The organism is Rickettsiales bacterium (assembly GCA_035765535.1).
Classification (GTDB): domain Bacteria; phylum Pseudomonadota; class Alphaproteobacteria; order Rickettsiales; family JABCZZ01; genus JABCZZ01.
On record DASTXE010000005.1, the window covers coordinates 192,081 to 210,553 of the forward strand.

Annotated in this window: 22 protein-coding genes and 2 tRNA genes; 10 read left to right on the top strand and 14 right to left on the bottom strand. The window is 54.2% G+C overall.

The annotated features are described in order from the left end of the window. Positions 1-74: 74 nt before the first annotated feature. From ccoP to VFT64_08475, 6 genes are all read right to left on the bottom strand, one after another. The gene (ccoP, locus tag VFT64_08450) at positions 75-950 is read right to left on the bottom strand and encodes a cytochrome-c oxidase, cbb3-type subunit III (protein HEU5047858.1); all 876 of its coding nucleotides are present in this window, start codon (positions 948-950) and stop codon (positions 75-77) included. Beyond that, positions 940-1,104 carry a hypothetical protein gene (locus VFT64_08455; protein ID HEU5047859.1) on the bottom strand — a complete coding sequence of 55 codons (165 nt, stop codon included), beginning with the start codon at positions 1,102-1,104 and terminating at the stop codon, positions 940-942. Before VFT64_08455 ends, ccoP begins: the two co-directional genes overlap by 11 nt. Beyond that, positions 1,101-1,865, bottom strand: coding sequence for a cytochrome-c oxidase, cbb3-type subunit II (gene ccoO / locus VFT64_08460; GenBank protein HEU5047860.1), 765 nt, complete (start codon positions 1,863-1,865; stop codon positions 1,101-1,103). The genes VFT64_08455 and ccoO overlap by 4 nt, the downstream gene beginning before the upstream one ends. Beyond that, positions 1,862-3,307 (bottom strand): cytochrome-c oxidase, cbb3-type subunit I, encoded by a 1,446-nt coding sequence (ccoN, locus tag VFT64_08465; GenBank protein HEU5047861.1) that lies wholly within the window; start codon positions 3,305-3,307, stop codon positions 1,862-1,864. Before ccoN ends, ccoO begins: the two co-directional genes overlap by 4 nt. After that, positions 3,304-4,026, bottom strand: coding sequence for a sulfite exporter TauE/SafE family protein (locus VFT64_08470; protein HEU5047862.1), 723 nt, complete (start codon positions 4,024-4,026; stop codon positions 3,304-3,306). The genes ccoN and VFT64_08470 overlap by 4 nt, the downstream gene beginning before the upstream one ends. 83 nt (positions 4,027-4,109) lie before the next feature. Next, positions 4,110-4,742, bottom strand: a complete 633-nt coding sequence (locus VFT64_08475) for an OmpW family outer membrane protein (GenBank protein ID HEU5047863.1) — start codon at positions 4,740-4,742, stop codon at positions 4,110-4,112. A 178-nt stretch (positions 4,743-4,920) separates the two neighbouring features. Between VFT64_08475 and VFT64_08480 the strand changes: the two genes are divergently transcribed. From VFT64_08480 to VFT64_08495, 4 genes are all read left to right on the top strand, one after another. Beyond that, a complete protein-coding gene (locus tag VFT64_08480; protein ID HEU5047864.1) occupies positions 4,921-5,643 on the top strand; it encodes a nucleotidyltransferase family protein in 723 nt (240 codons plus the stop codon). 44 nt (positions 5,644-5,687) lie between these two features. Then, complete coding sequence (locus VFT64_08485; protein HEU5047865.1) at positions 5,688-6,686, top strand: polyprenyl synthetase family protein; 999 nt, start codon at positions 5,688-5,690, stop codon at positions 6,684-6,686. A 29-nt stretch (positions 6,687-6,715) separates the two neighbouring features. Beyond that, positions 6,716-6,792, top strand: a tRNA-Pro gene (locus tag VFT64_08490). A gap of 39 nt (positions 6,793-6,831) precedes the next feature. Continuing rightward, positions 6,832-7,218, top strand: coding sequence for an SgcJ/EcaC family oxidoreductase (locus VFT64_08495; protein HEU5047866.1), 387 nt, complete (start codon positions 6,832-6,834; stop codon positions 7,216-7,218). 24 nt (positions 7,219-7,242) lie between these two features. Here VFT64_08495 and VFT64_08500 read toward each other — a convergent pair whose 3' ends face one another. From VFT64_08500 to VFT64_08520, 5 genes are all read right to left on the bottom strand, one after another. Beyond that, complete coding sequence (locus VFT64_08500; protein ID HEU5047867.1) at positions 7,243-8,019, bottom strand: hypothetical protein; 777 nt, start codon at positions 8,017-8,019, stop codon at positions 7,243-7,245. A gap of 23 nt (positions 8,020-8,042) precedes the next feature. Next, a tRNA-Phe gene (locus VFT64_08505) sits at positions 8,043-8,118 on the bottom strand. A 227-nt stretch (positions 8,119-8,345) separates the two neighbouring features. Next, positions 8,346-8,750: a hypothetical protein gene (locus tag VFT64_08510; GenBank protein ID HEU5047868.1), complete on the bottom strand. Its 405-nt coding sequence runs from the start codon at positions 8,748-8,750 to the stop codon at positions 8,346-8,348. Positions 8,751-9,038: 288 nt separating this feature from the next. Beyond that, entirely contained in the window at positions 9,039-9,437 is a 399-nt protein-coding gene (locus VFT64_08515) for a PH domain-containing protein (GenBank protein ID HEU5047869.1), read from the bottom strand. A 99-nt stretch (positions 9,438-9,536) separates the two neighbouring features. Beyond that, complete coding sequence (locus tag VFT64_08520) at positions 9,537-10,220, bottom strand: ATP-binding cassette domain-containing protein (protein HEU5047870.1); 684 nt, start codon at positions 10,218-10,220, stop codon at positions 9,537-9,539. Between the two features lie 69 nt (positions 10,221-10,289). Here VFT64_08520 and VFT64_08525 point away from each other — a divergent pair, with 69 nt between their 5' ends. The 6 genes from VFT64_08525 to VFT64_08550 all read left to right on the top strand — a co-directional run bounded on the left by VFT64_08525 (position 10,290) and on the right by VFT64_08550 (position 14,921). After that, positions 10,290-11,135 (top strand): zinc-ribbon domain-containing protein, encoded by an 846-nt coding sequence (locus tag VFT64_08525; protein HEU5047871.1) that lies wholly within the window; start codon positions 10,290-10,292, stop codon positions 11,133-11,135. Positions 11,136-11,224: 89 nt separating this feature from the next. Then, entirely contained in the window at positions 11,225-11,623 is a 399-nt protein-coding gene (locus VFT64_08530) for a dihydroneopterin aldolase (protein ID HEU5047872.1), read from the top strand. A gap of 2 nt (positions 11,624-11,625) precedes the next feature. Then, entirely contained in the window at positions 11,626-12,129 is a 504-nt protein-coding gene (folK, locus tag VFT64_08535) for a 2-amino-4-hydroxy-6-hydroxymethyldihydropteridine diphosphokinase (protein ID HEU5047873.1), read from the top strand. Beyond that, the gene (gene folP, locus VFT64_08540; GenBank protein ID HEU5047874.1) at positions 12,126-12,911 is read left to right on the top strand and encodes a dihydropteroate synthase; all 786 of its coding nucleotides are present in this window, start codon (positions 12,126-12,128) and stop codon (positions 12,909-12,911) included. Before folK ends, folP begins: the two co-directional genes overlap by 4 nt. Next, the gene (locus VFT64_08545; GenBank protein ID HEU5047875.1) at positions 12,908-14,209 is read left to right on the top strand and encodes a folylpolyglutamate synthase/dihydrofolate synthase family protein; all 1,302 of its coding nucleotides are present in this window, start codon (positions 12,908-12,910) and stop codon (positions 14,207-14,209) included. The genes folP and VFT64_08545 overlap by 4 nt, the downstream gene beginning before the upstream one ends. 91 nt (positions 14,210-14,300) lie before the next feature. After that, on the top strand, positions 14,301-14,921 hold the full coding sequence (locus tag VFT64_08550; protein HEU5047876.1) for a hypothetical protein: 621 nt from the start codon (positions 14,301-14,303) through the stop codon (positions 14,919-14,921). A 138-nt stretch (positions 14,922-15,059) separates the two neighbouring features. On the opposite strand, the gene VFT64_08555 is transcribed toward VFT64_08550, so the two are convergent. The 3 genes from VFT64_08555 to VFT64_08565 all read right to left on the bottom strand — a co-directional run bounded on the left by VFT64_08555 (position 15,060) and on the right by VFT64_08565 (position 18,313). Further along, positions 15,060-15,980, bottom strand: coding sequence for a hypothetical protein (locus VFT64_08555; GenBank protein ID HEU5047877.1), 921 nt, complete (start codon positions 15,978-15,980; stop codon positions 15,060-15,062). Between the two features lie 316 nt (positions 15,981-16,296). Beyond that, positions 16,297-17,169: a hypothetical protein gene (locus VFT64_08560; GenBank protein ID HEU5047878.1), complete on the bottom strand. Its 873-nt coding sequence runs from the start codon at positions 17,167-17,169 to the stop codon at positions 16,297-16,299. A gap of 319 nt (positions 17,170-17,488) precedes the next feature. After that, positions 17,489-18,313 carry a hypothetical protein gene (locus VFT64_08565; protein HEU5047879.1) on the bottom strand — a complete coding sequence of 275 codons (825 nt, stop codon included), beginning with the start codon at positions 18,311-18,313 and terminating at the stop codon, positions 17,489-17,491. Between the last annotated feature and the right edge of the window lie 160 nt (positions 18,314-18,473).

The window sequence follows — 18,473 nt, forward strand, 5'->3', positions numbered from 1 at the left end:
CATCCTGTTAAACGCGGCATCCTACCGCGCAGTCTATGGCAGGCTTCCGCCTGCCACGCTTTTTTCCAGCGGAATTACTGGCCGCCACCTAATGAGTGGACATATATTGCCAGTTCTTTGATTGTGTCATCGCCCAGACGCTCTTCCCAGGTCGGCATCACGCCGCGGCGGGCATATGTAATCGTTTCTATAATAGTGGCTTTATCGCCCCCATACAACCAAATATCATCACTCAGGCGCGGAGCTCCAACTTTCTGGCTGCCCTGGCCATTTACGCCGTGGCAGATGGAGCAGTTGGTCGCAAACAATGCCTTACCGCGTTCGTAAGCAGGCGTTTTTTCAGCCTTTTCCCCTTGGTGCAGTTTCTGCACGAATTCGGCCACGTCTTCAATCTGCGGTGCGGTCAGGATGCCATCCTTACCAAAAGCAGGCATCTGCGTGCTGCGGGTGTCGGGATGGGGCGAACGTACACCTACGCGTATAGTCGTATAGATGTCCTTCAATTTACCGCCCCACAACCAGTCATCATCCGCCAGATTGGGGAAACCTTTGCTGCCCTGCGCATCCACTCCATGGCATGCGGTGCAGTTCTGGCGAAAAGCCGCAGCACCGGCTGCACGGGCGAACTCATACATATTCTTATCGTTCTGGATGTCTTCCAGAGAAGCATCATGGATTTTCGCCATGTACTTTTCATGCAGAACAGACATTTCCTTTTCTTCTTTGGCGAGCTCGCGATGCTCCGTCCAGCCGAGACTGCCATGCGTGCTTCCACCCGGAACCGGCCAGGCAGGGAAAAAGAACCAGTAGCCGAACGCCCAGATGATGGTTGCGATGAAAGAAACCAGCCACCAGCGCGGGGCGGGCTTATTCAATTCCTTAATGCCATCCCATTCATGGCCTGTGGTTTCCGCACCGCTCAGTTCGTCTTTTTCCGGTTTATTGCTCATCATTATGCTCCTTGAACGGAATCATCGCTTGTTCCTGAATAGCTTGTTTTCTGGACGGCCAGTAAGTCAGCAGGAAAATAGCCGTGAATGCGGTGAAGCCACCTACGGTCATTACCGTGCGCGAGTTTTCTGTCAGCCAGTCGATTATCATCATGGTTTTCCTGTCAAATCTTTAGCAGGCACGCCTTTGTCGCGCGGGTCCATTTCAGGATTGTAATCCTTGAAATCGACCTGTGTGCCCAGCTGCTGAAGATAGGCTACAAGCGCGTCCATTTCAGATACGAATGCAGGCTGGTCATCAAAGTCACGGACGTTGACGTTATTTCCATAACGCTTCTTAAGGCCGGTGGAATCAGCATCGTTATTCGCCTGCGTGATAGCATCGTTATATGCGTTATCGATCATTTCCTGCGTATAAGGAACCCCGAGGCTGCGCAGGGTTTTAAGATGATCTGATATATCTGTCAGGTCCACACCGCGCTGCATGAGGAAACTATAGGTCGGCATGATGGATTCCGGCACAACGGAACGCGGATCCATCAGATGCGCCACATGCCACGCGTCGGAATATTTTCCGCCAAGGCGGGCAATATCCGGACCGATACGCTTTGAGCCCCACAGGAACGGATGATCGTACATGCTTTCCGCAGCCAGTGAATAATGCCCGTAGCGCGCTACGTCGCTACGCAGAGAGCGGATCTGCTGGCTATGGCAGACTGCGCAATTCTCACGGATATAGATATTCTCACCTGCCAGCTCCAACGGTGTGAGCGGGCGGATCCCCTTCACCGGTTCGATAGTTGCTTCAACCCTGAACAAGGGAAGAATCTCGACCATACCACCTATGGATACTACGATGATCGCCAGGATCAGCAGCAGCATCGAGTTACGTTCGATTTTTCCATGGCTAATCATGCTACGGTCTCCTTGGTAACGGCAACAGCCGGTACGCTCTTATCATTGACGGTTTTCCATACGTTATAGATCATGATCACCACGCCGGTCAGATATAGTACGCCGCCGACTGCACGCATGAGGTAGAACGGCCACCTTGCCTGCACGATTTCCACAAAGGAATGCACGAGGAACCCATTGGCATCATACTCACGATCCATGAGGCCCTGCATAATCCCTGCAGACCACATCGCCACCAGGTACAGCACAATACCGATCGTGCCGACCCAAAGGTGGATGCGCACGAGAGTAATGGAATAGAGGCGCTGCTTTTTCCACAGCACCGGCACCATATGGTAGAGTGCGCCGAAGCTGATGAAGCCTACCCAGCCAAGGGTGCCGGAATGTACGTGACCGACAATCCAGTCCGTGTAATGCGCCAACGCATTGACTTCCTTAATCGCCAGAACCGGTCCTTCAAAGGTCGACATACCATAGAAAGCAAGCGAGATGATCAGGAACTGCAAGATCGGGTCCTCACGCAATTTATGCCATGCGTTATTGAGGGTCATCATACCGTTGATCATGCCGCCCCAGGAAGGTAGCCAGAGCATGATGGAGAAAGTCATACCGAGCGTCTGCACCCAGTCCGGCAGGGCCGTATAGAGCAGATGGTGCGAACCTACCCAGATATAAAGAAAGATCAGTGACCAGAAATGGATGATGGAGAGACGGTAGGAATAAATTGGGCGGTTTGCCTGCTTGGGTACATAATAATACATGATACCAAGGAAGCCCGCCGTCAGGAAGAAGCCCACCGCGTTATGGCCGTACCACCACTGGATCATCGCGCTCTGCACACCGGCAGCCACAGAGTAGCTCTTGGTGGAGTGAAGCGATACCGGAACCGCGAGGTTATTGACGATATGCAGCATGGCAATCGTCACGATGAAGCCGAGATAGAACCAGTTAGCCACGTAGATATGCGGTTCCGTACGGTTTTTCAGCGTCATCATAAAGATAAGGAAATAGGTTACCCAGACAACCGTAAGCAGAAGGTCGGCATACCATTCCGGCTCAGCATATTCCTTGCTCTGGTTGATCCCGAACACATAACCGGTTATGGCCAGGACAATGAAAAGCTGATAGCCCCAGAAGACAAATTTGGCCAGCTTGTCGCCGCCCCACAGACGCGCGCGGCAGGTACGCTGCACAACATAAAAACTTGTTCCAATCAGCACGTTACCGCCAAAAGCAAAAATAACGCCAGTGGTGTGCACCGGGCGGAGGCGGCCGAAGTTGAAGAACGGTTCAAAGTTCAGGTGCGGGAATGCGAGCTGGAATGCGATAAATACGCCCATGCCCATGCCCACGACGGCCCATGCCAAAGCGGCCACCGTACACATTCTTACAATATCGTCATTATAACGGGGGAGGGGGGTTGAAGTGGCTTGAGTCGTCATACAAATCCTTTTCCTGCCATTGCAAAAAGCGCTACGCTGTTACCTGCCATCAGAACCGCCGATACCGGCTTTATCCAGGCATAATTCCTGTTCACCAACATTTTTCCGCCTAATGCGATTACCGTAAGCATCGGCACTGTTCCGACTGCAAATGCCATCATTCCGACAGCCGCTTGCGTTACATTGCCTGTGGCCGCTGCAGCCAGTACCGCGGCGTAAACCAGACCGCATGGCAAGAACCCCAGCAACACTCCCAATACATATCCCGCCGCAAGAGTATGCGAAGGTAGTATCAGGTTAATTCGTTGCATAATCCAATGCGGGGCACCGCACAAGTTAAATTTGAACTGAAAATATTTTGTTGGGAATAGTTGCGAAAATGCAGAAGCGAGAAATAGGATTCCCGCTGCTACTAACAGTATCGCAGAAAGGATCTTCAGCGCCGGAGCATGCAGCAACGGTGCAGTAAGCGTGCATGCGAGAACGCCCAGAAATGTATAAGTTGTCATGCGCCCGGCATGGTAGGGGAGCAGAAGAAGGCGGTAATATTTCTGTGCTGTAGTCGTGGGGGGAACTGCGAAACCGGACACTTGCGCGAGGACGAAGGGACCGCACATGCCGGCGCAGTGGCTAATGCTTCCTAACAGGGCTGCCATAAACAACGTGGCGGCCAACCCGTAGGGCCCGGCTTCGATTAACATCTCGTGGCAATGCTCCATATCGTGCGGTAATCTGGAATATTATCGCACGATATGCAACTGTTTAGTTTAATTTTATGCGGTTATGGCTCAGCTGTCCCGGATCAGAACTTATAGCCGACACCGACACCGACCGTATAAGGGTCGATCGTATCTTTATGATCCGTACCGTTGTTATTACTGACTTCCGAACGCATATAGATACGTTTGAAGTCCAGGTTCAGCGACCAGGCCTTGTTAAACTGCAAATCCGCACCGAGCTGAATAACAGGAGCGATGCTGGAGCTATAGCCCAGCGAGTTGCCGTTTGCACTGTCGGTGCCGAAGAAGCGCGTGTAGTTCACACCGGCGCCGACATAGGGACGAATGATTTTATCTGAAAAGAAATGGTATTTCAGCGTCAGAGACGGTGAAGCAAGCCAGACTTTGCCCATATTGGAGCCGTTCTGGTTGGACTTCACGTTATGCGACGAAACCAGCAGTGACAATTCCGAAGAAATATTCGGGGAGAGATAGTAATCCGCGTCGATATCCACACCGGCATTATGCTCGAGGATAGGCATAAGTTCGTTGCTTGCATCTACCCCTTCGTCCGACGGCAGCACTTCCACATAACGGATGCGGCCGATCAGATCCCCTTCACCGGCGGCCTGAGCAGTACCGGCAGCAAATAACGATACGCCGAACAAAGCGGCAACGGAGGTGACAATACTCTTCCTGATGGTGTTCTTCATCATAAACGCATAGACCCTAAGTTGTAACTGAGAGTTGACTTCTATATTGCAAAATCTTAGAAAGTCAAGCGCAATACGGCGCTTTCGGCACAATTTCCGATTGTTTTGTTAATATCTCTTAATGATTTTTTTATACAGAATCCATATATCCTTATAGCATTATTACAAAACGGCACAGGCAATGACCAATTCTGCTCCAAAACAGGCTATGATACTCGCAGCGGGACTCGGAACGCGTATGCGGCCGCTGACCGATAGCTTGCCCAAACCCTTGGTGGAAGTGGCCGGAAAGCCTTTGATTGACTATGCGATTGAAGGACTTGAGCGCGAGGGGATAGAGAAGATCGTCGTCAATGTCTCGTACATGGCGGATAAGATCGTGCAGTATCTGAAAGGCAGATACTCGGCGGAACTGCTGTTTTCCTATGAGGACGCGCCGCTGGAAACCGGTGGAGGCATCGCCAAGGCGCTGCATTTCTTTGATGATAAGCCGTTCTTTACCGTCAATAGCGATGTGATCTGGATCGACCAAGGCGCTTCCGCCATCCAGCGCATGAGTGAGATGTGGGATAATTCGCTGGATGCATTACTGCTGCTGCATCCGACGAAAGACGCGCCCGGCTATGAGGGCAAAGGGGATTTCTTTGCGGACGGGCAGGGTAATCTCACGCGCCGCACGCCGGAGGGAGAGGCTCCTTATATTTACACCGGCATCCAGCTTCTGCATCCGCGCATGTTCGTGGGCTGCCCGGAAGGCAAGTTTTCCATCAACCTGCTTTATAATCAGGCAATGCAGTCTGTGCCGCCGCGCATCAGGGGTCTGGTCCATAACGGGGCGCTGCTGAATGTGGGCGATCCGGAGGGCAAAAGGCTGGCGGACGAATATATGTATAAGAATCGTTAATATAGATAGACAGCGGGATGGCAACTTGCTAGAAACCGTTTTCAATGGATACCGCCCTAACGCATAAACCCACGCTGAACCGCCTGCACGCGCTCGTGCGCGAAGACCTTGCACGCGTCAATGCCATCATTACGAGTAATTTGGGGGAAGATGTTCCGCTGATTCCGGCGGTTGCCCAGCATATTATCGCTTCCGGCGGCAAGCGCCTGCGCCCGTCGCTCACGCTGCTTTCGGCCCGCCTCTGCGGCTATCGCAGCGGAGAACGCCATTCCCAGCTGGCAGCCAGCATCGAACTCATTCACACGGCCACCCTGCTGCATGACGATGTGGTGGATGAAAGCAAAATGCGCCGCGGCAAAGCCACCGCCAATGAACTCTGGGGCAATAAGGCGAGCGTTCTGGTGGGGGATTTCCTGCTTAGCCGCGCGTTCCAGCTCATGGTGGCGGACGGCTCGCTCAAGGCGCTCAAGATTCTTTCCGACGCTTCGGCGATCATTTCCCGCGGGGAAGTTATGCAGCTGACGACCGCCAATAACATGGAAACCACGCAGGCGCAGTATCTGGAAGTCATCACTTCCAAGACTGCCGCTTTGTTTGCCGCTGCCTGCGAGCTTGGCGCGGTCGTCTCCGGCCAGACGCAGATGGAAGGCGTGCTCAATGAAATCGGCCTGTGCCTTGGCATTGCGTTCCAGATCATGGATGACGCGCTCGATTACGCTGCGAACGAAAAGACGCTCGGCAAAGCCGTGGGCGATGATTTTCGCGACGGCAAAGTGACGCTGCCTGTGATTCTCGCCTATACGGATGGCAGTGCTGAGGAGCGGACCTTCTGGAAGCGCACGATGGAAGAGCAGGATATCCATGACGGCGATCTGGAGCATGCGACCGATCTTATCGCCCGTTATGATGCCATTACGCGCTCGGTCGCGGTGGCGGAAAACTATTGTGAAACCGCGAGAAAGCTCATTTCCCGATTCGCGGATTCAGAAGAAAAAGAAGCATTGCTGGAAACAGTTGCTTTTTGTACGCAAAGGTCTTATTAAGACCGCTCGCTGGTTTTTCAGCGGGGCATCGGAGTGTAGCTCAGCCTGGTAGAGCACTACGTTCGGGACGTAGGGGCCGGAGGTTCGAATCCTCTCACTCCGACCATTTATTGGTCTCCCCGCTTTTCAATATTAGGTGTGGCATATGGAACAGGACGAGATTGCAATCCGGCAACTGGTGGCCACCTGGATGGAAGCCAGCAAATCCGGCGATGTTCAGACCGTGCTCAGCCTCATGACGGACGATGTGGTATTCATGGTGCCGGGCGCGAAGCCTTTCGGCAAGGAAGCGTTTGCCGCTGCTTCGCAGGGCATGAAATCCATGAAGATGGACGGCAAGAGCGAAATACTGGAACTGGAAGTGCTGGGCGACTGGGCCTATGCGCGCAGCTTTATCGACATGACCGTCACCCCGCCCAATGGCGACCCCATCCACCGCAACGGTCATACATTGACACTCTTTAAGAAAGACGTAGACGGGAAGTGGAAGCTCGCCCGCGATGCGAATATGCTTACGGTGGTGAAGGGGTAGAGCGCTACGTCCCGAACGTAGAAACTAATCTTTTGGGGATAGAGCCAAAGCCTCTTCCATAGTCATCGCTCCCTTTCTGCAACGCTCGACAATCTCATCAAAGCTAGCTGTAGATTCTTTAAAATAACGAGAAAACCATCCCCATTTGGCTAACTTAATTAATTCGTCAGATTTTTTATATTTATCAATATTGTGGGTTGTTAACTTAATGACCCAGTCTCGCCACCAAGAGGGGCATCGTATTAGTGTATCGTCTAGATAATCCAAGTGTAAAATCCCATCAAAGTCTTCCTTTATCATTTTCCCTACATACGCTTCGGCTGGAGCGGCTATTGGTAATACATCATCTGATACTACTATTCGGGGATAGATTGCGACCTTGGATTCCATTTCGTATGCCCTATTAAGTCCTTCACCAAAAATAATGCCTTTATGGTGGTATATATTTCCAAGAGTTAAACTTCCTCGTAGAAGAAAACCATCACGCAAAGTTCGAATGATTAGTGAACCAACAATCTTTCTAAATTCCACAATTACCCAATCCAGAACCTTATGCTTCTTTAAAGGTGCGATAGGATAAGAGACGACCAAATGATCAGAAAAGGTGCTAATTGCCGGGTTCATTTCTATCATATTTCCCGGAATTTCCTCAATTTGATACTCTCTTTTTATGCCCGCTATAATTGTAAGCAACTCCTCAATTATATCGATTATCTCTTTATTGCTACGAATGGCATCTTTGAATCCGAGTAAATCTATATACAGGATAATATGGTCTTGGTATTCTTCGGGAGAGGACATGCTATTTCATAGAAGCATTAAAATGGTGCCCAGAGCCGGAATCGAACCAGCGACACAGGGATTTTCAGTCCCTTGCTCTACCAACTGAGCTATCTGGGCATTTCGCGAGCGCGCAGAGCCTTATAGGGTAAACTATTTTGTTTGTCTACAGGTTCCGTAGACAAATTTCGACAATATCATGAAAATAAGGAATTCCGTTGCGGGGCATGGCGTTACACATGATCTGGCGGTGGAATCTGAGGGAACAACGTAATAACGCACGCCGGTGGCGCCGTGCCTCCCCATCTGGGGTGACGCGGCGCCGCCGGTTGAGATGTGCGACCCGATCAGTCCTGACGCCGCCGGTCGTGCACAGCCAGCCACTCCTGGTTGCTGCTCCAGTCGTCCGGGATGCCGTCGAGGTACTCACGGTTGCTGCTCTCGATGTTGCTGAGAACCCGTTCGATGTACCTCGTGTACGCCCGCACGACGGAGGAGTGCTCGGTCGTGTAGAGGCCGGCGACCTCGTCGAGCGCGATGAACAGCTCGTCGCGGTCCAGCGCGCTGAACCTGATGCGCTCGTCGTAGACGGTCTCACCGCTGATGGGCTCGGTCACCATGATGTGGAGGCCGGGCAGCGGGCTGACCGTCGGCGGGGCGTAGGTGTGAACGTCGATCTGGAAGACGACGCCCCGGAACTCCACCACGTCAGCGTTGTCGGCAACGCGGTGGCGCCTGCGTGTCGTACTCATCTCACTACCTCCAGTGGGTAGACGGACCAGCTTGTTAGGCTGGCATAACAGTTCCCCGCAACAGACACGTCGTTGTGTTCGCTGCGATACTCCTGTGTTAGCAAGTATAAGTACGCCGAAACGTACTCGACTGGAAATGCAGACATATGCATTGCTGCACTGTTTCTACTTCCAGGGAACCTTGCCATATTAGCATATAATTGGTTAATTTTCTTATAAAGCCTTGAGAGTTACGCTTAAAGAAGCGCTAAAAATATTACTTATCAATATCTTCCAGTTAACAATAAGCTAAAATCGGTCGCTGGTATATTCCGACAGGGTGTGGCCGAGGGTTTTGGCTTCGATGACTTCCTCGATCGTGTGCTTTACGAAGCTCGGGTCGGAGATAGCTTTGAGGCGGATTTTACGCTCGTCCTGTGTGGCAATGATCAATGTGCCGTAATTAAAGAGCATGCCGAGCATCCCCTGCTTGAACCAGACATGGACGATCTGGGAGAAGGGCAAATCGAACGGGCGGCGGAAGAGCAGGCCGCGTTTGCCGTACAGGCGTTTGTTCGTCACGGTGATTTCCGAGGCGGGAAGGGCACTGAACCCGCCGATCACCCAGGTCAGCAGCGAAATTATATAGGCGATAACGCTGGCGCGCCCTGTGTAAAGAATTTGTTCATTCTCTTCGAGAAAAACCATATTTTCCTTGTCTGTGGGGGATGCTCCCCCACCGCTTACGCTTCCCCCTCGCTGCGCGGGGTCGTCGTATAGAACTCCTCCACGCCTACTGAGAGGTATTTACTCATGATTACCCGTCAATTTTCCATCCTTCAACCGCATCACAGGGTAATTGAACATAGAGATCAGATGATCGTCATGCGTGGCGAAGACGATGGTCGTGCCATTCTTATTGAGGGTTTCGAAGAGATACATGAACTTCATGCGCAGTGCGGAATCCAGATTGCCGCTCGGCTCATCCGCGAGCAGGATATCCGGCCGTGTGACAACCGCACGGGCGATGGCGGCGCGCTGTTTCTGGCCGCCGGAGAGGATTTCCGGCTTTGCTTTGTGATAAGCGCCGAGGCCTACCCATTCCAGCAGCTCACCTACCTTTTCTTTAATCTGCTCTTTCGGCTCGCCCGCAATCTTGAGCGGCAGGCCAACATTTTCTTCGATGTTGAGATGCTCGATCAGGCGGTAATCCTGAAACACGGTGCCGATGCGGCGGCGGAACATGGGCAATTGCTCACGCATCAGGCGCGTAGTCTCGGTGCCGAAGAGGCGAACGCTGCCGCGGCTCGGGCGCACGCAGAGCGAAATGACATTCAGGAGCGAGGATTTGCCGACACCGGATGCGCCGGAAAGAAAATAAAAACCGCCGCGATTGATGGAGAGGCTAATGTCACGAAGCACTTCCTGACCGCTCAGGTAGCCCATGGAGACTTTTTCGAGACGGACAATTTGTTCACTGGTGATTGACATCAATAATCTCTCGCTTAAATCTATAACCATAGTTATAGTAGCCAGCGGAAAAAATCCACAGGTAATGTTATGATCTTAAGCTGTCCCGAATGCCACACCAGCTATATGGTTCCAGATGCCGCATTCGGGGAAAACGGAAGGATGTTCCGTTGCGCGAACTGCAAATACAGCTGGTTCGAGGAGAATCCCGACAAGCATGAAACTGAACACGCGGAGGCGCCCGTAGCTGCCGGTGCTGATGAAGCTGAAATCGCTGCGCCATCTGCTGCTGAAATAGAAGAGTTGCTCAGGCCCGAGCCTGAAGCTGAGCCTGTGCGCCGCACACCTCCGCCGCGCGAGCAGCCGATGTTTGCTTCGCTGCTTTCGGAACCCGATCTTCCGCCGATGCCCAGACCCAGGGCCGCTGCTCCTGTGCTGCAATCCGTGCCGAAGCAGGCGGCGAATTCAAACGGCGCTGGCGTCAAAGCGTTGAAGGCTCTGTGCATGTTTCTGCTGGTGCTGAATCTTGCGCTTTATCCTTTCGCACACCGAAAGGAAATCATCCGTAGTAATCCTGTCATCGGCATGCTGTTCCAGCTCTTCGGCGTGTATGACACCGATGGGCTCGCGCTCACGGATGTGAAAATCTCCAAGATGAGGCTGGATGAAAGAACGGTGCGCGTGCGGCTGGAATGCAGCGTGCTCAATAATTCGCAGCAGAAACGCGCGCTGCCGGAGCTGAATGCGTTCCTGATGAATGCTGCCGGTAAGCAGGTCTTTAAAAGCCCGGATATGATCGAGACGGGCAAGGCTATCCATACGGGTGAGTCGGAGCCTTGCAAACCTTTCGCCTTCGATATGGGCGACGGAGAGGTGGATCATATCATTCTGGAGCTGGCAGACAGTTCCGATATGGGCCTGAGAGTTCGAAAATAGTCTCTATTTCAGTATATTGACTTGTTTCGCTTGCATTTCCTTGGCTTTGTGGCAGTAATGGGCGGAATTTTTAACATCATGTGGCGGGTATGACAAATTCCTACACGAGTTGCCTTTCCATCAATAAAATGCGGCTTTCCGTAAGGCTCGGCTATGAGAAAGAAGAGCGAGCGCTGGCGCAATCGGTTGATGTGGATATCAAGCTTTATTACCCCGGACTCACCGAAGCGTGCCGCAGCGATGACGGCGATTACAGCTGTTACGATAAGCTCAGCCGTAAGATTCAACAGCTTTGTGAAAGCAAGGAATTCCGCCTGATCGAATATCTCTGCACGGAAATCTATAACACCGCGCGCGGCGAGCTTGCACAGGATATCAAGATTCGCGTAACTGTTACCAAATGCGGCCTACCGGTCGGGTTCGTGCTGGGCGGCGCAAGTTTCTCCCATACCGACCTGCCGCCATTTTCCTGGGTGGTGCCTGAATAGTTATGATCATACTCGGACTCGGATCGAATAAAGGCGACCGGCTTGCGCACTTACGCGATGCGGTGCGTGTGCTCGGCGGCATCGTGGATAATCTTGTCTGCTCGCCCATCTATGAATCGCGTGCGCTGCTGCCGGATGAAGCGCCGAAGGAATGGGATATCGACTTTCTGAATATGGCCGTGTGCGGGGAGACAAAGCTGACAGCGCACGAGTTTCTGGAAAGGGCCAAGCAGATTGAGAAGGAACTTGGGCGCAAACCTTCCGGTCACTGGGGACCGCGCGAGATCGATATCGACATTCTGGCGTATGACGATGCTGTGATTCACGAACCGCACCTCGTCGTTCCGCATCAATATATGCTGGAGCGCGACTTCGCCCTGATTCCGGTGGCGGATATTGCACCTGAGTGGCGTTACCCTGTTCGCGGAGAGCTTCACGGCATGAGTGCGAAGCAGCTTGCGGGCAATCTTATTTCCAGCATGAAAAAAACCTCTTTCACGATATGACAAAACTTGTCGGCATATTGAACGTGACGCCGGATTCTTTCTCGGATGGCGGGCGTTACGATACTGCCGAACATGCCATACAGCGGATAGATGAACTCATTGCCTGTGGCGCGGCGGGAGTGGATGTTGGCGCGGAATCCACGAGGCCCGGCGCAGTGCTGCTTTCGCCTGAACAGGAATGGCACCGGCTTGCGCCCATCATGGAAGCGATATGCGAACGTGCGGGTAAAGCGTTTTTCAGTGTGGATACACGGCAGGCAGAAACGGCGCTCCGTTGCATCCGCGTATTTGGCGATGCGGCTCCTTCTTCGCTGGCCATCAACGATGTCAGCGGCGGGCGGAATGCAAAGCTTGTGGAGACGGCGCTCAAGCATAATATCCGCCTGATCCTCACGCATTCGCTTTCCGTTCCTGCCGATCCGGCGGTTACACTGCCACAGGATGCTGATGCGTTGCAGGTGGTGTATGACTGGGCTGAGGATATGATCCGACAGTGCGGCAAAAACATTATCATCGACCCCGGCATCGGCTTTGGCAAAAACGCGGAGCAGTCACTTTCGCTCATTAAAAATATCGGCCACTTAAAAGCGTTGGGTGTGGAGATCATGGGGGGACATTCACGCAAATCCTTCCTGTCGCTGTTTACCGATAAGCCTGCCGCGCAGCGCGATCCGGAAACACTGATTATTTCGCAGTATCTTGTCAGGCAGGGGGTGGACTATCTGCGTGTTCATGATGTAAAAAGCCATTATGCCATGCTGAAAATCAACGAGGCGTTATGAAGCATCCGGACGCGCGTATTGAAAAACTGCTTGCGGTGCTTGCCGCTCCAAGACTTGCCGAGATCGATCTTTCGCTGAACCGCATTGAGGCGCTGCTTGCCGCACTCGGTAATCCGCAGGATAAGCTGCCGCCCGTTGTGCATGTCGCGGGCACGAACGGCAAAGGATCGCTGCTTGCTTACATGAAGGCCATACTGGAGGCTGCGGGCTATAAGGTGAATCGCTTGACTTCGCCTTACCTTGTAAAATTCAATGAGCAGATCACACTCGGCAACGAAGACATTAGCGACGAATATCTGCTTTCACTACTGGAAGAGTTGCTTGCGGTTACTGCAGATTACCCGGTGACGTTCTTTGAAGCCAGCACAGCGCTCGCGTTTCTTGCATTCGCACAGACGCCTTCCGATATCGTGCTTCTGGAAACGGGGCTTGGCGGGAGACTGGATGCTACGAATGTCGTCAAGAAACCTGCATTGACGGCTATTACTCCCATTTCGATCGATCATAGCGAGTTTTTAGGCAATACGATTGCCGAGATTGCAGGAGAAAAAGCAGGGATTATTAAGCAAAGCGTGCTATGCGTGGTGGGACCGCAAGTGCCGGAGGCGCTGGAAGTGCTGGAGAAGGCAGCAGAAAAACGAGAAGCGGCTCTGTATCGTTACGGCAAGGAGTGGCGGGTGGAGCCTCGCGAAGATGGGTTTCGTTATATTTCGACGCGTCGCACCGCGGATTTTCCGCTGCCGAATCTTCCCGGCAAACACCAGATCAACAATGCGGCCACCGCTATTGCCTGTATAGACTGTCTTTCCGGCTTTACGATAACGGATGCCCATATTGCACAAGGCATTACGCATGCCTTGTGGCAGGCTCGACTTCAACGGCTTACACAGGGAAAGCTGGCTGCAATGCTACCCCGGGACGCTGAACTCTGGCTGGATGGCGGCCATAATGCGAGTGCGGGCGAAGCGGTGGCGCACTGGCTGAAACAGCAGAAAAAGCCGGTGCATGTGATCTGGGGAATGCTGAAAACCAAGGATGCAAAACAGTTCCTCGCGCCATGCGTGCCATATATACGGTCGCTGTCGGCAATGACGATCGAAGGAAAGCCTGATAGTTTTACCCCGCAGGAATTGGCTGAAATAGGGCGGAGTCACGGGATTGAAAGCTTCTCGGTAGCTGGCGCGAAAGAAGGAATAGAGGGTATCATTGCGCGAGAAAATGGCCCATTTACTATACTTATATGCGGTTCCCTGTATCTTGCAGGTAACATATTATGGCAAAATGGCTTGAATCCTTAAAAAAGACGAGAAGCCACCTGCCGTTTTATGTTATATTCCAATTTCGCCCTTATTGATAAGGGGGCGTTTTGGATAAGGTATAAGGCGCCAGATGATTCATATTGAACCACAGTTAGAGCCGTTACCGATGCGCAGGCGCGAGATGGTGCCTGTCAGCAACAATCAATACCGTATCCTTTTGCCTGACGGTGAATATAAATATGTGGAAGCCACCACGGCTTATGAAGCCTTTAAACTTTCGGGACTGAAACATGCGCTCAAAATCGAGCGGCTTGCCAATGCCCGCTCCATCATCGTCGACCAGACCAAGTTCAAGCCGGAGCAGAAGGTTGAGGATCAGTCGGACTCGCTGGCGGATATTCTGAAAGCGGAAGCGGACGAACTTGAACAGATGAAGAAACTCCGCAATTCGGTTATCTCGGCTGACGATCTGGATAAAATCATGCGCAGCTTCAATGTTGCCGTGAACGATGAGCCGGTCGAAGCATCGCAGGATTCCAAAGGCACGGAAGTGCATAATGACGGATTCGACGAGATTATTCCAGCAGCTCCTGCCGCCAAGGCTGCTTCCCCGGCAGCAAAACCCGCCCCCACAGAGCAAACCACACAAGCTGCGCCTGAAACAGCAGCTGCGGAACCGCAGGCTGAACCGCCTGTCACGCCAGAACAAAATCTCTCTCCTGAAGATGTGGAAAAATTGCTGAACGGATAGTTCCCGTTTCTGCTTAATATTGATTTTTTGAATTTTGTACTCCACGACACCGGCGACGCTCCGAAGCTCATATCCGCGATTTCTCGCGAACTGTTGCTTGGAGCGCCGCCGGGCCGTTCAGGTCACCCAAACGTCAGGTCAGCAGGTTGCGCCGCCGCCCTCGGGGGCTCCGACGATGACGGGCTGCTGTCCGAAGAACCCGACGAAGATCGGGTTCTTACTCTGCGGAACGCCGAACCACGCGAACGGCTTTCCGCTCATGAATCCTGCGTATTGCAGGCTCGCCGGCCCGACATACACCTCCACTTCGGGGGAAGTGGTTGAGTACCAGGCTGTTGCGCTGCCGGCCGAAGTGAGCCTGTTGAAGCCGTTCCACTGTACTCCACCGCCCCACGAGTGGCGGAAGGTGCTGGTGTGGCCGGCGACCTTGCAGTTTCCCTGAGCCGAGAGGTTCAGATTCGTGAAGACAGGGTAGGTGTAGCGGCCCTGCTTCTCGAAGTAGACATCGAAGCCGTAATCGTCCGGGTCAGCGTGCTTGTACGTAACGCTGAGCCCCGGGAGACGACCGTCGGTTCCGTTGAACGGCGTGGCAACGATGTTCGCGGTGTCGCCGAAAATGTCGACCGCGGGGTGTTCCGTACCGTTCTTTCCCGGAACGAATCGCGCCCAGACGTAGCCACCGTCGACCTTGGTGCCGGTGACGTTCTGGAAACTCACCATCATCCCGGGGCCAGGGGCGAACTCAGCCTTTTCGTCGCTGATCGGTCCGGGCAAGAAGTCAACATGGACCCCACCGACGAACGTTGTGGTGGCGGGAGTCTCCTTCTGCGCGGCGTTCGGCAGGCCGAGGATCGTGTCGCCGCCGGTGAGGACGGGTTTGGTGGTGTGCGGGGTGACGTCGACCGCGGGAACTCCGGAACTAGCGCTGGAGACCGCGGGGGTACTGCTGGTGAGGATGGCAGGCAGTAACAGCAGGATGGCAGCACTCGCGGTTGCGGTACCCCTTCCCAGACTGCTCAGCCAGGTTTCCTTCCGGTGTCGAGCACGGGGTCGTGACATTAGCAGTTCACTACTCCTTCGTACTTTACAATGCGGCTTGCCCTAAGCCACAGAGGGGTAAAAATGTCCGGCCTTTTCTCCATCATGACAGGAAACGGGCAGGCGCAATTCCGGCAAAAAGCACAGGAATAGACCATACCAGTATAACATGGTTTTATTACATTTTTGTGATGGGGTGGTTACTAATTCAAAACTAAGAAGATTTCCCACGACACCGGCGACGCTCCGAAGCTCATATCCGCGATTTCTCGCGAACTGTTTGCTTGGAGCGCCGCCGGGCCGTTCAGGTCACCCGGGCATCAGACCGGGCAGTGCTTCAGCAGCTTGAACTTGCGCTGCTCTTCTGCGGGGCGTTCAGGATGAACGGGGTCTGGTCGATGTTGTTGAACCCCGTCACGATCCAGCCGTCCTTGCCGAAGTCGACGTAGGCCATGGGCTCCCCGTCGATGAAACCGATCTGCGACAGACGGGTGGGACCGCTGACGACCATGACCTCCGGGGAGGTCTTGCCGTACCACGCCTTGATGTCGGCCTCCTCGGGCAGGGCGTTGTAGCCGAACCAGTCGGCGACGTCGCCGTACGCCCCCTTGAAGTGGGTGGTGTGGCCGGCGATCTCGCAGTTCTTGCCCAACGAGTTCCCGTCGTACGTGTAGAACACGGGGTAGGCGTACTTGCCCCCCTTGTACTCGTAGTCCGGCGCGAACTCGACCGAGAAGCCCAGGTTCCAGTCCTGCGTGGACTTGTAGCTCACGTTCATGTAGGGCAGGCCCTTGTAGGACGACCGGTTCAGGACGAGGTTGCTCGTGTCGCCGCTGACCTCGATCACGGGGTGCGAACCGTTGAACTTCGCGTCGATCTCACCGTCGCTGAACTGCTTCCCCACGCGGGTGGTGAAGCGGATGACCAGCTCGGGGCCGTTCTTACCGAAGTAGGCGTCGCCGTACGTCACGAACGTCGACGGCGTGTCGTCCTCCTTCTGCACGGTGGTGCCGGTCAGGGAGAGGATGGTGTCGCCGCCGGTGAGGACGTGCTGGTTGACGCTGACCGCGGGGAGTCCGGCGCTGACGCTGTGGACCGCGGGGGCGCTGCTGGTGGACAGCGCGGTGGGGATGGCGGCCACGATGAGCGCCAACGCCGTGAGGGCGGCGCGTCGCGGGGTCCATCCGATCCGAGTACGGTGCTGAGACACTTACGGCTCCTTCTCGTACTGCACAGTGCAACTTGCCCTAAGTCGCAAAGAAGTAAAACATGTCCGGTCTTTCTCCAACGTCAGGAGCGGGCAGACACAATTCCAATGAGGCATGACCGTGAGGCCAGCTGATTTCAAGGGAATAGACCATGCTATTATAGCACGGCGTTATTACGATTTGATTACAGAGGGATTGAAATTTTACGGGGAAGATGGTTCCACGACGCCGGCGACGCTCCGAAGCTCATGTCCACGATTTCTCGCGAACTGTGCTTGGAGCGCCGCCGGGCCGCCGTCAGACGGTCAGGATCGGGTCAGGTCAGCAGGTGGCGATGTCCTTGTGGGGAGCTCCCACCATGACAGGTCCCCGGCTGTTGAACCCGGCGTTGAACCACTTCCTGTCGCCGTAGCGGACCTCCGCGAACGGCTGACCGGCGCGGAAGCCGAGGTCGGCCAGACGAACGATGCCGCCGTTCACCGAAACCTCCGGCGAGGATGCGCCGTACCAGGCGTCGACGGTGGCCATCTGCGTGAGCGCGTTGAAGCCGTACCAGGTCAGCCCGTCACCGCCATCCGCGAAGAAGTGGTGAGTGTTGCCGGCGACCTCGCAGCCGCTCATCGACGACCAGTCGTAGCTTCCGAACTCGGGGTAGGCGTAGAGCCCTCCCAAGTCGTAGCGGTACTGCGCGTTGAACTCGACCACGAACCCCGTGTCGTACAGCGATCCCGGGTGGACGTAGTGGATGTCCAGCACGGGCAGGCCGTTGTTGTCGGACCAGGTCTCGACGAGATTCGACGTGTTCCCGGTGACGATGATCTCCGGGTGCGAGCCGCGTCCGTGCTTGTTGGGCGCGAACTTGGCGAAGATACGGCCGTTGTAAGCCACGTTCCCCACGTAGGTGGTGAAGTAGACGTCGACCACGGGGCCGTTCGCGTCGAAGTAGGCGTTGCCACCCTGCACGAACGTGTAGGGGGTGTTGTCGACCGTGACGATCTGCGGGCCGGGGTCGGGCAACACGATGACGGTGCCGTTGTCGGAGTGCAGGTTGCTGTCGAGGATGACGCCGCCGAAGATGGCGCCGACAACGAGCAGCGCGCTGGCGAAGACCGCCAGGAGCTGTCGCCACCAGTTGGTGTGCTCCATAGGGAAATTTGGTCCTTCCCGTACTTGTACAGTTGCCCTGGCTGTAAAGGGTAGTAGTGTCCGGTCTTTCTCCAGAATTAGGAGTGGGCAGACGCAATTCCAATGAGGCATGGCCGTGAGGCGCAGCTGATTTCAAGGGAATAGACCATGTTATTATATC

Excerpts from the sequence above, each read along its gene's own strand:
- ccoP (HEU5047858.1), bottom strand. The coding sequence starts at position 950 with ATGAGCAATAAACCGGAAAAAGACGAACTGAGCGGTGCGGAAACCACA.
- VFT64_08455 (HEU5047859.1), bottom strand. The coding sequence starts at position 1,104 with ATGATGATAATCGACTGGCTGACAGAAAACTCGCGCACGGTAATGACC.
- ccoO (HEU5047860.1), bottom strand. The coding sequence starts at position 1,865 with ATGATTAGCCATGGAAAAATCGAACGTAACTCGATGCTGCTGCTGATC.
- ccoN (HEU5047861.1), bottom strand. The coding sequence starts at position 3,307 with ATGACGACTCAAGCCACTTCAACCCCCCTCCCCCGTTATAATGACGAT.
- VFT64_08470 (HEU5047862.1), bottom strand. The coding sequence starts at position 4,026 with ATGGAGCATTGCCACGAGATGTTAATCGAAGCCGGGCCCTACGGGTTG.
- VFT64_08475 (HEU5047863.1), bottom strand. The coding sequence starts at position 4,742 with ATGATGAAGAACACCATCAGGAAGAGTATTGTCACCTCCGTTGCCGCT.
- VFT64_08480 (HEU5047864.1), top strand. The coding sequence starts at position 4,921 with ATGACCAATTCTGCTCCAAAACAGGCTATGATACTCGCAGCGGGACTC.
- VFT64_08485 (HEU5047865.1), top strand. The coding sequence starts at position 5,688 with ATGGATACCGCCCTAACGCATAAACCCACGCTGAACCGCCTGCACGCG.
- VFT64_08495 (HEU5047866.1), top strand. The coding sequence starts at position 6,832 with ATGGAACAGGACGAGATTGCAATCCGGCAACTGGTGGCCACCTGGATG.
- VFT64_08500 (HEU5047867.1), bottom strand. The coding sequence starts at position 8,019 with ATGTCCTCTCCCGAAGAATACCAAGACCATATTATCCTGTATATAGAT.
- VFT64_08510 (HEU5047868.1), bottom strand. The coding sequence starts at position 8,750 with ATGAGTACGACACGCAGGCGCCACCGCGTTGCCGACAACGCTGACGTG.
- VFT64_08515 (HEU5047869.1), bottom strand. The coding sequence starts at position 9,437 with ATGGTTTTTCTCGAAGAGAATGAACAAATTCTTTACACAGGGCGCGCC.
- VFT64_08520 (HEU5047870.1), bottom strand. The coding sequence starts at position 10,220 with ATGTCAATCACCAGTGAACAAATTGTCCGTCTCGAAAAAGTCTCCATG.
- VFT64_08525 (HEU5047871.1), top strand. The coding sequence starts at position 10,290 with ATGATCTTAAGCTGTCCCGAATGCCACACCAGCTATATGGTTCCAGAT.
- VFT64_08530 (HEU5047872.1), top strand. The coding sequence starts at position 11,225 with ATGACAAATTCCTACACGAGTTGCCTTTCCATCAATAAAATGCGGCTT.
- folK (HEU5047873.1), top strand. The coding sequence starts at position 11,626 with ATGATCATACTCGGACTCGGATCGAATAAAGGCGACCGGCTTGCGCAC.
- folP (HEU5047874.1), top strand. The coding sequence starts at position 12,126 with ATGACAAAACTTGTCGGCATATTGAACGTGACGCCGGATTCTTTCTCG.
- VFT64_08545 (HEU5047875.1), top strand. The coding sequence starts at position 12,908 with ATGAAGCATCCGGACGCGCGTATTGAAAAACTGCTTGCGGTGCTTGCC.
- VFT64_08550 (HEU5047876.1), top strand. The coding sequence starts at position 14,301 with ATGATTCATATTGAACCACAGTTAGAGCCGTTACCGATGCGCAGGCGC.
- VFT64_08555 (HEU5047877.1), bottom strand. The coding sequence starts at position 15,980 with ATGTCACGACCCCGTGCTCGACACCGGAAGGAAACCTGGCTGAGCAGT.
- VFT64_08565 (HEU5047879.1), bottom strand. The coding sequence starts at position 18,313 with ATGGAGCACACCAACTGGTGGCGACAGCTCCTGGCGGTCTTCGCCAGC.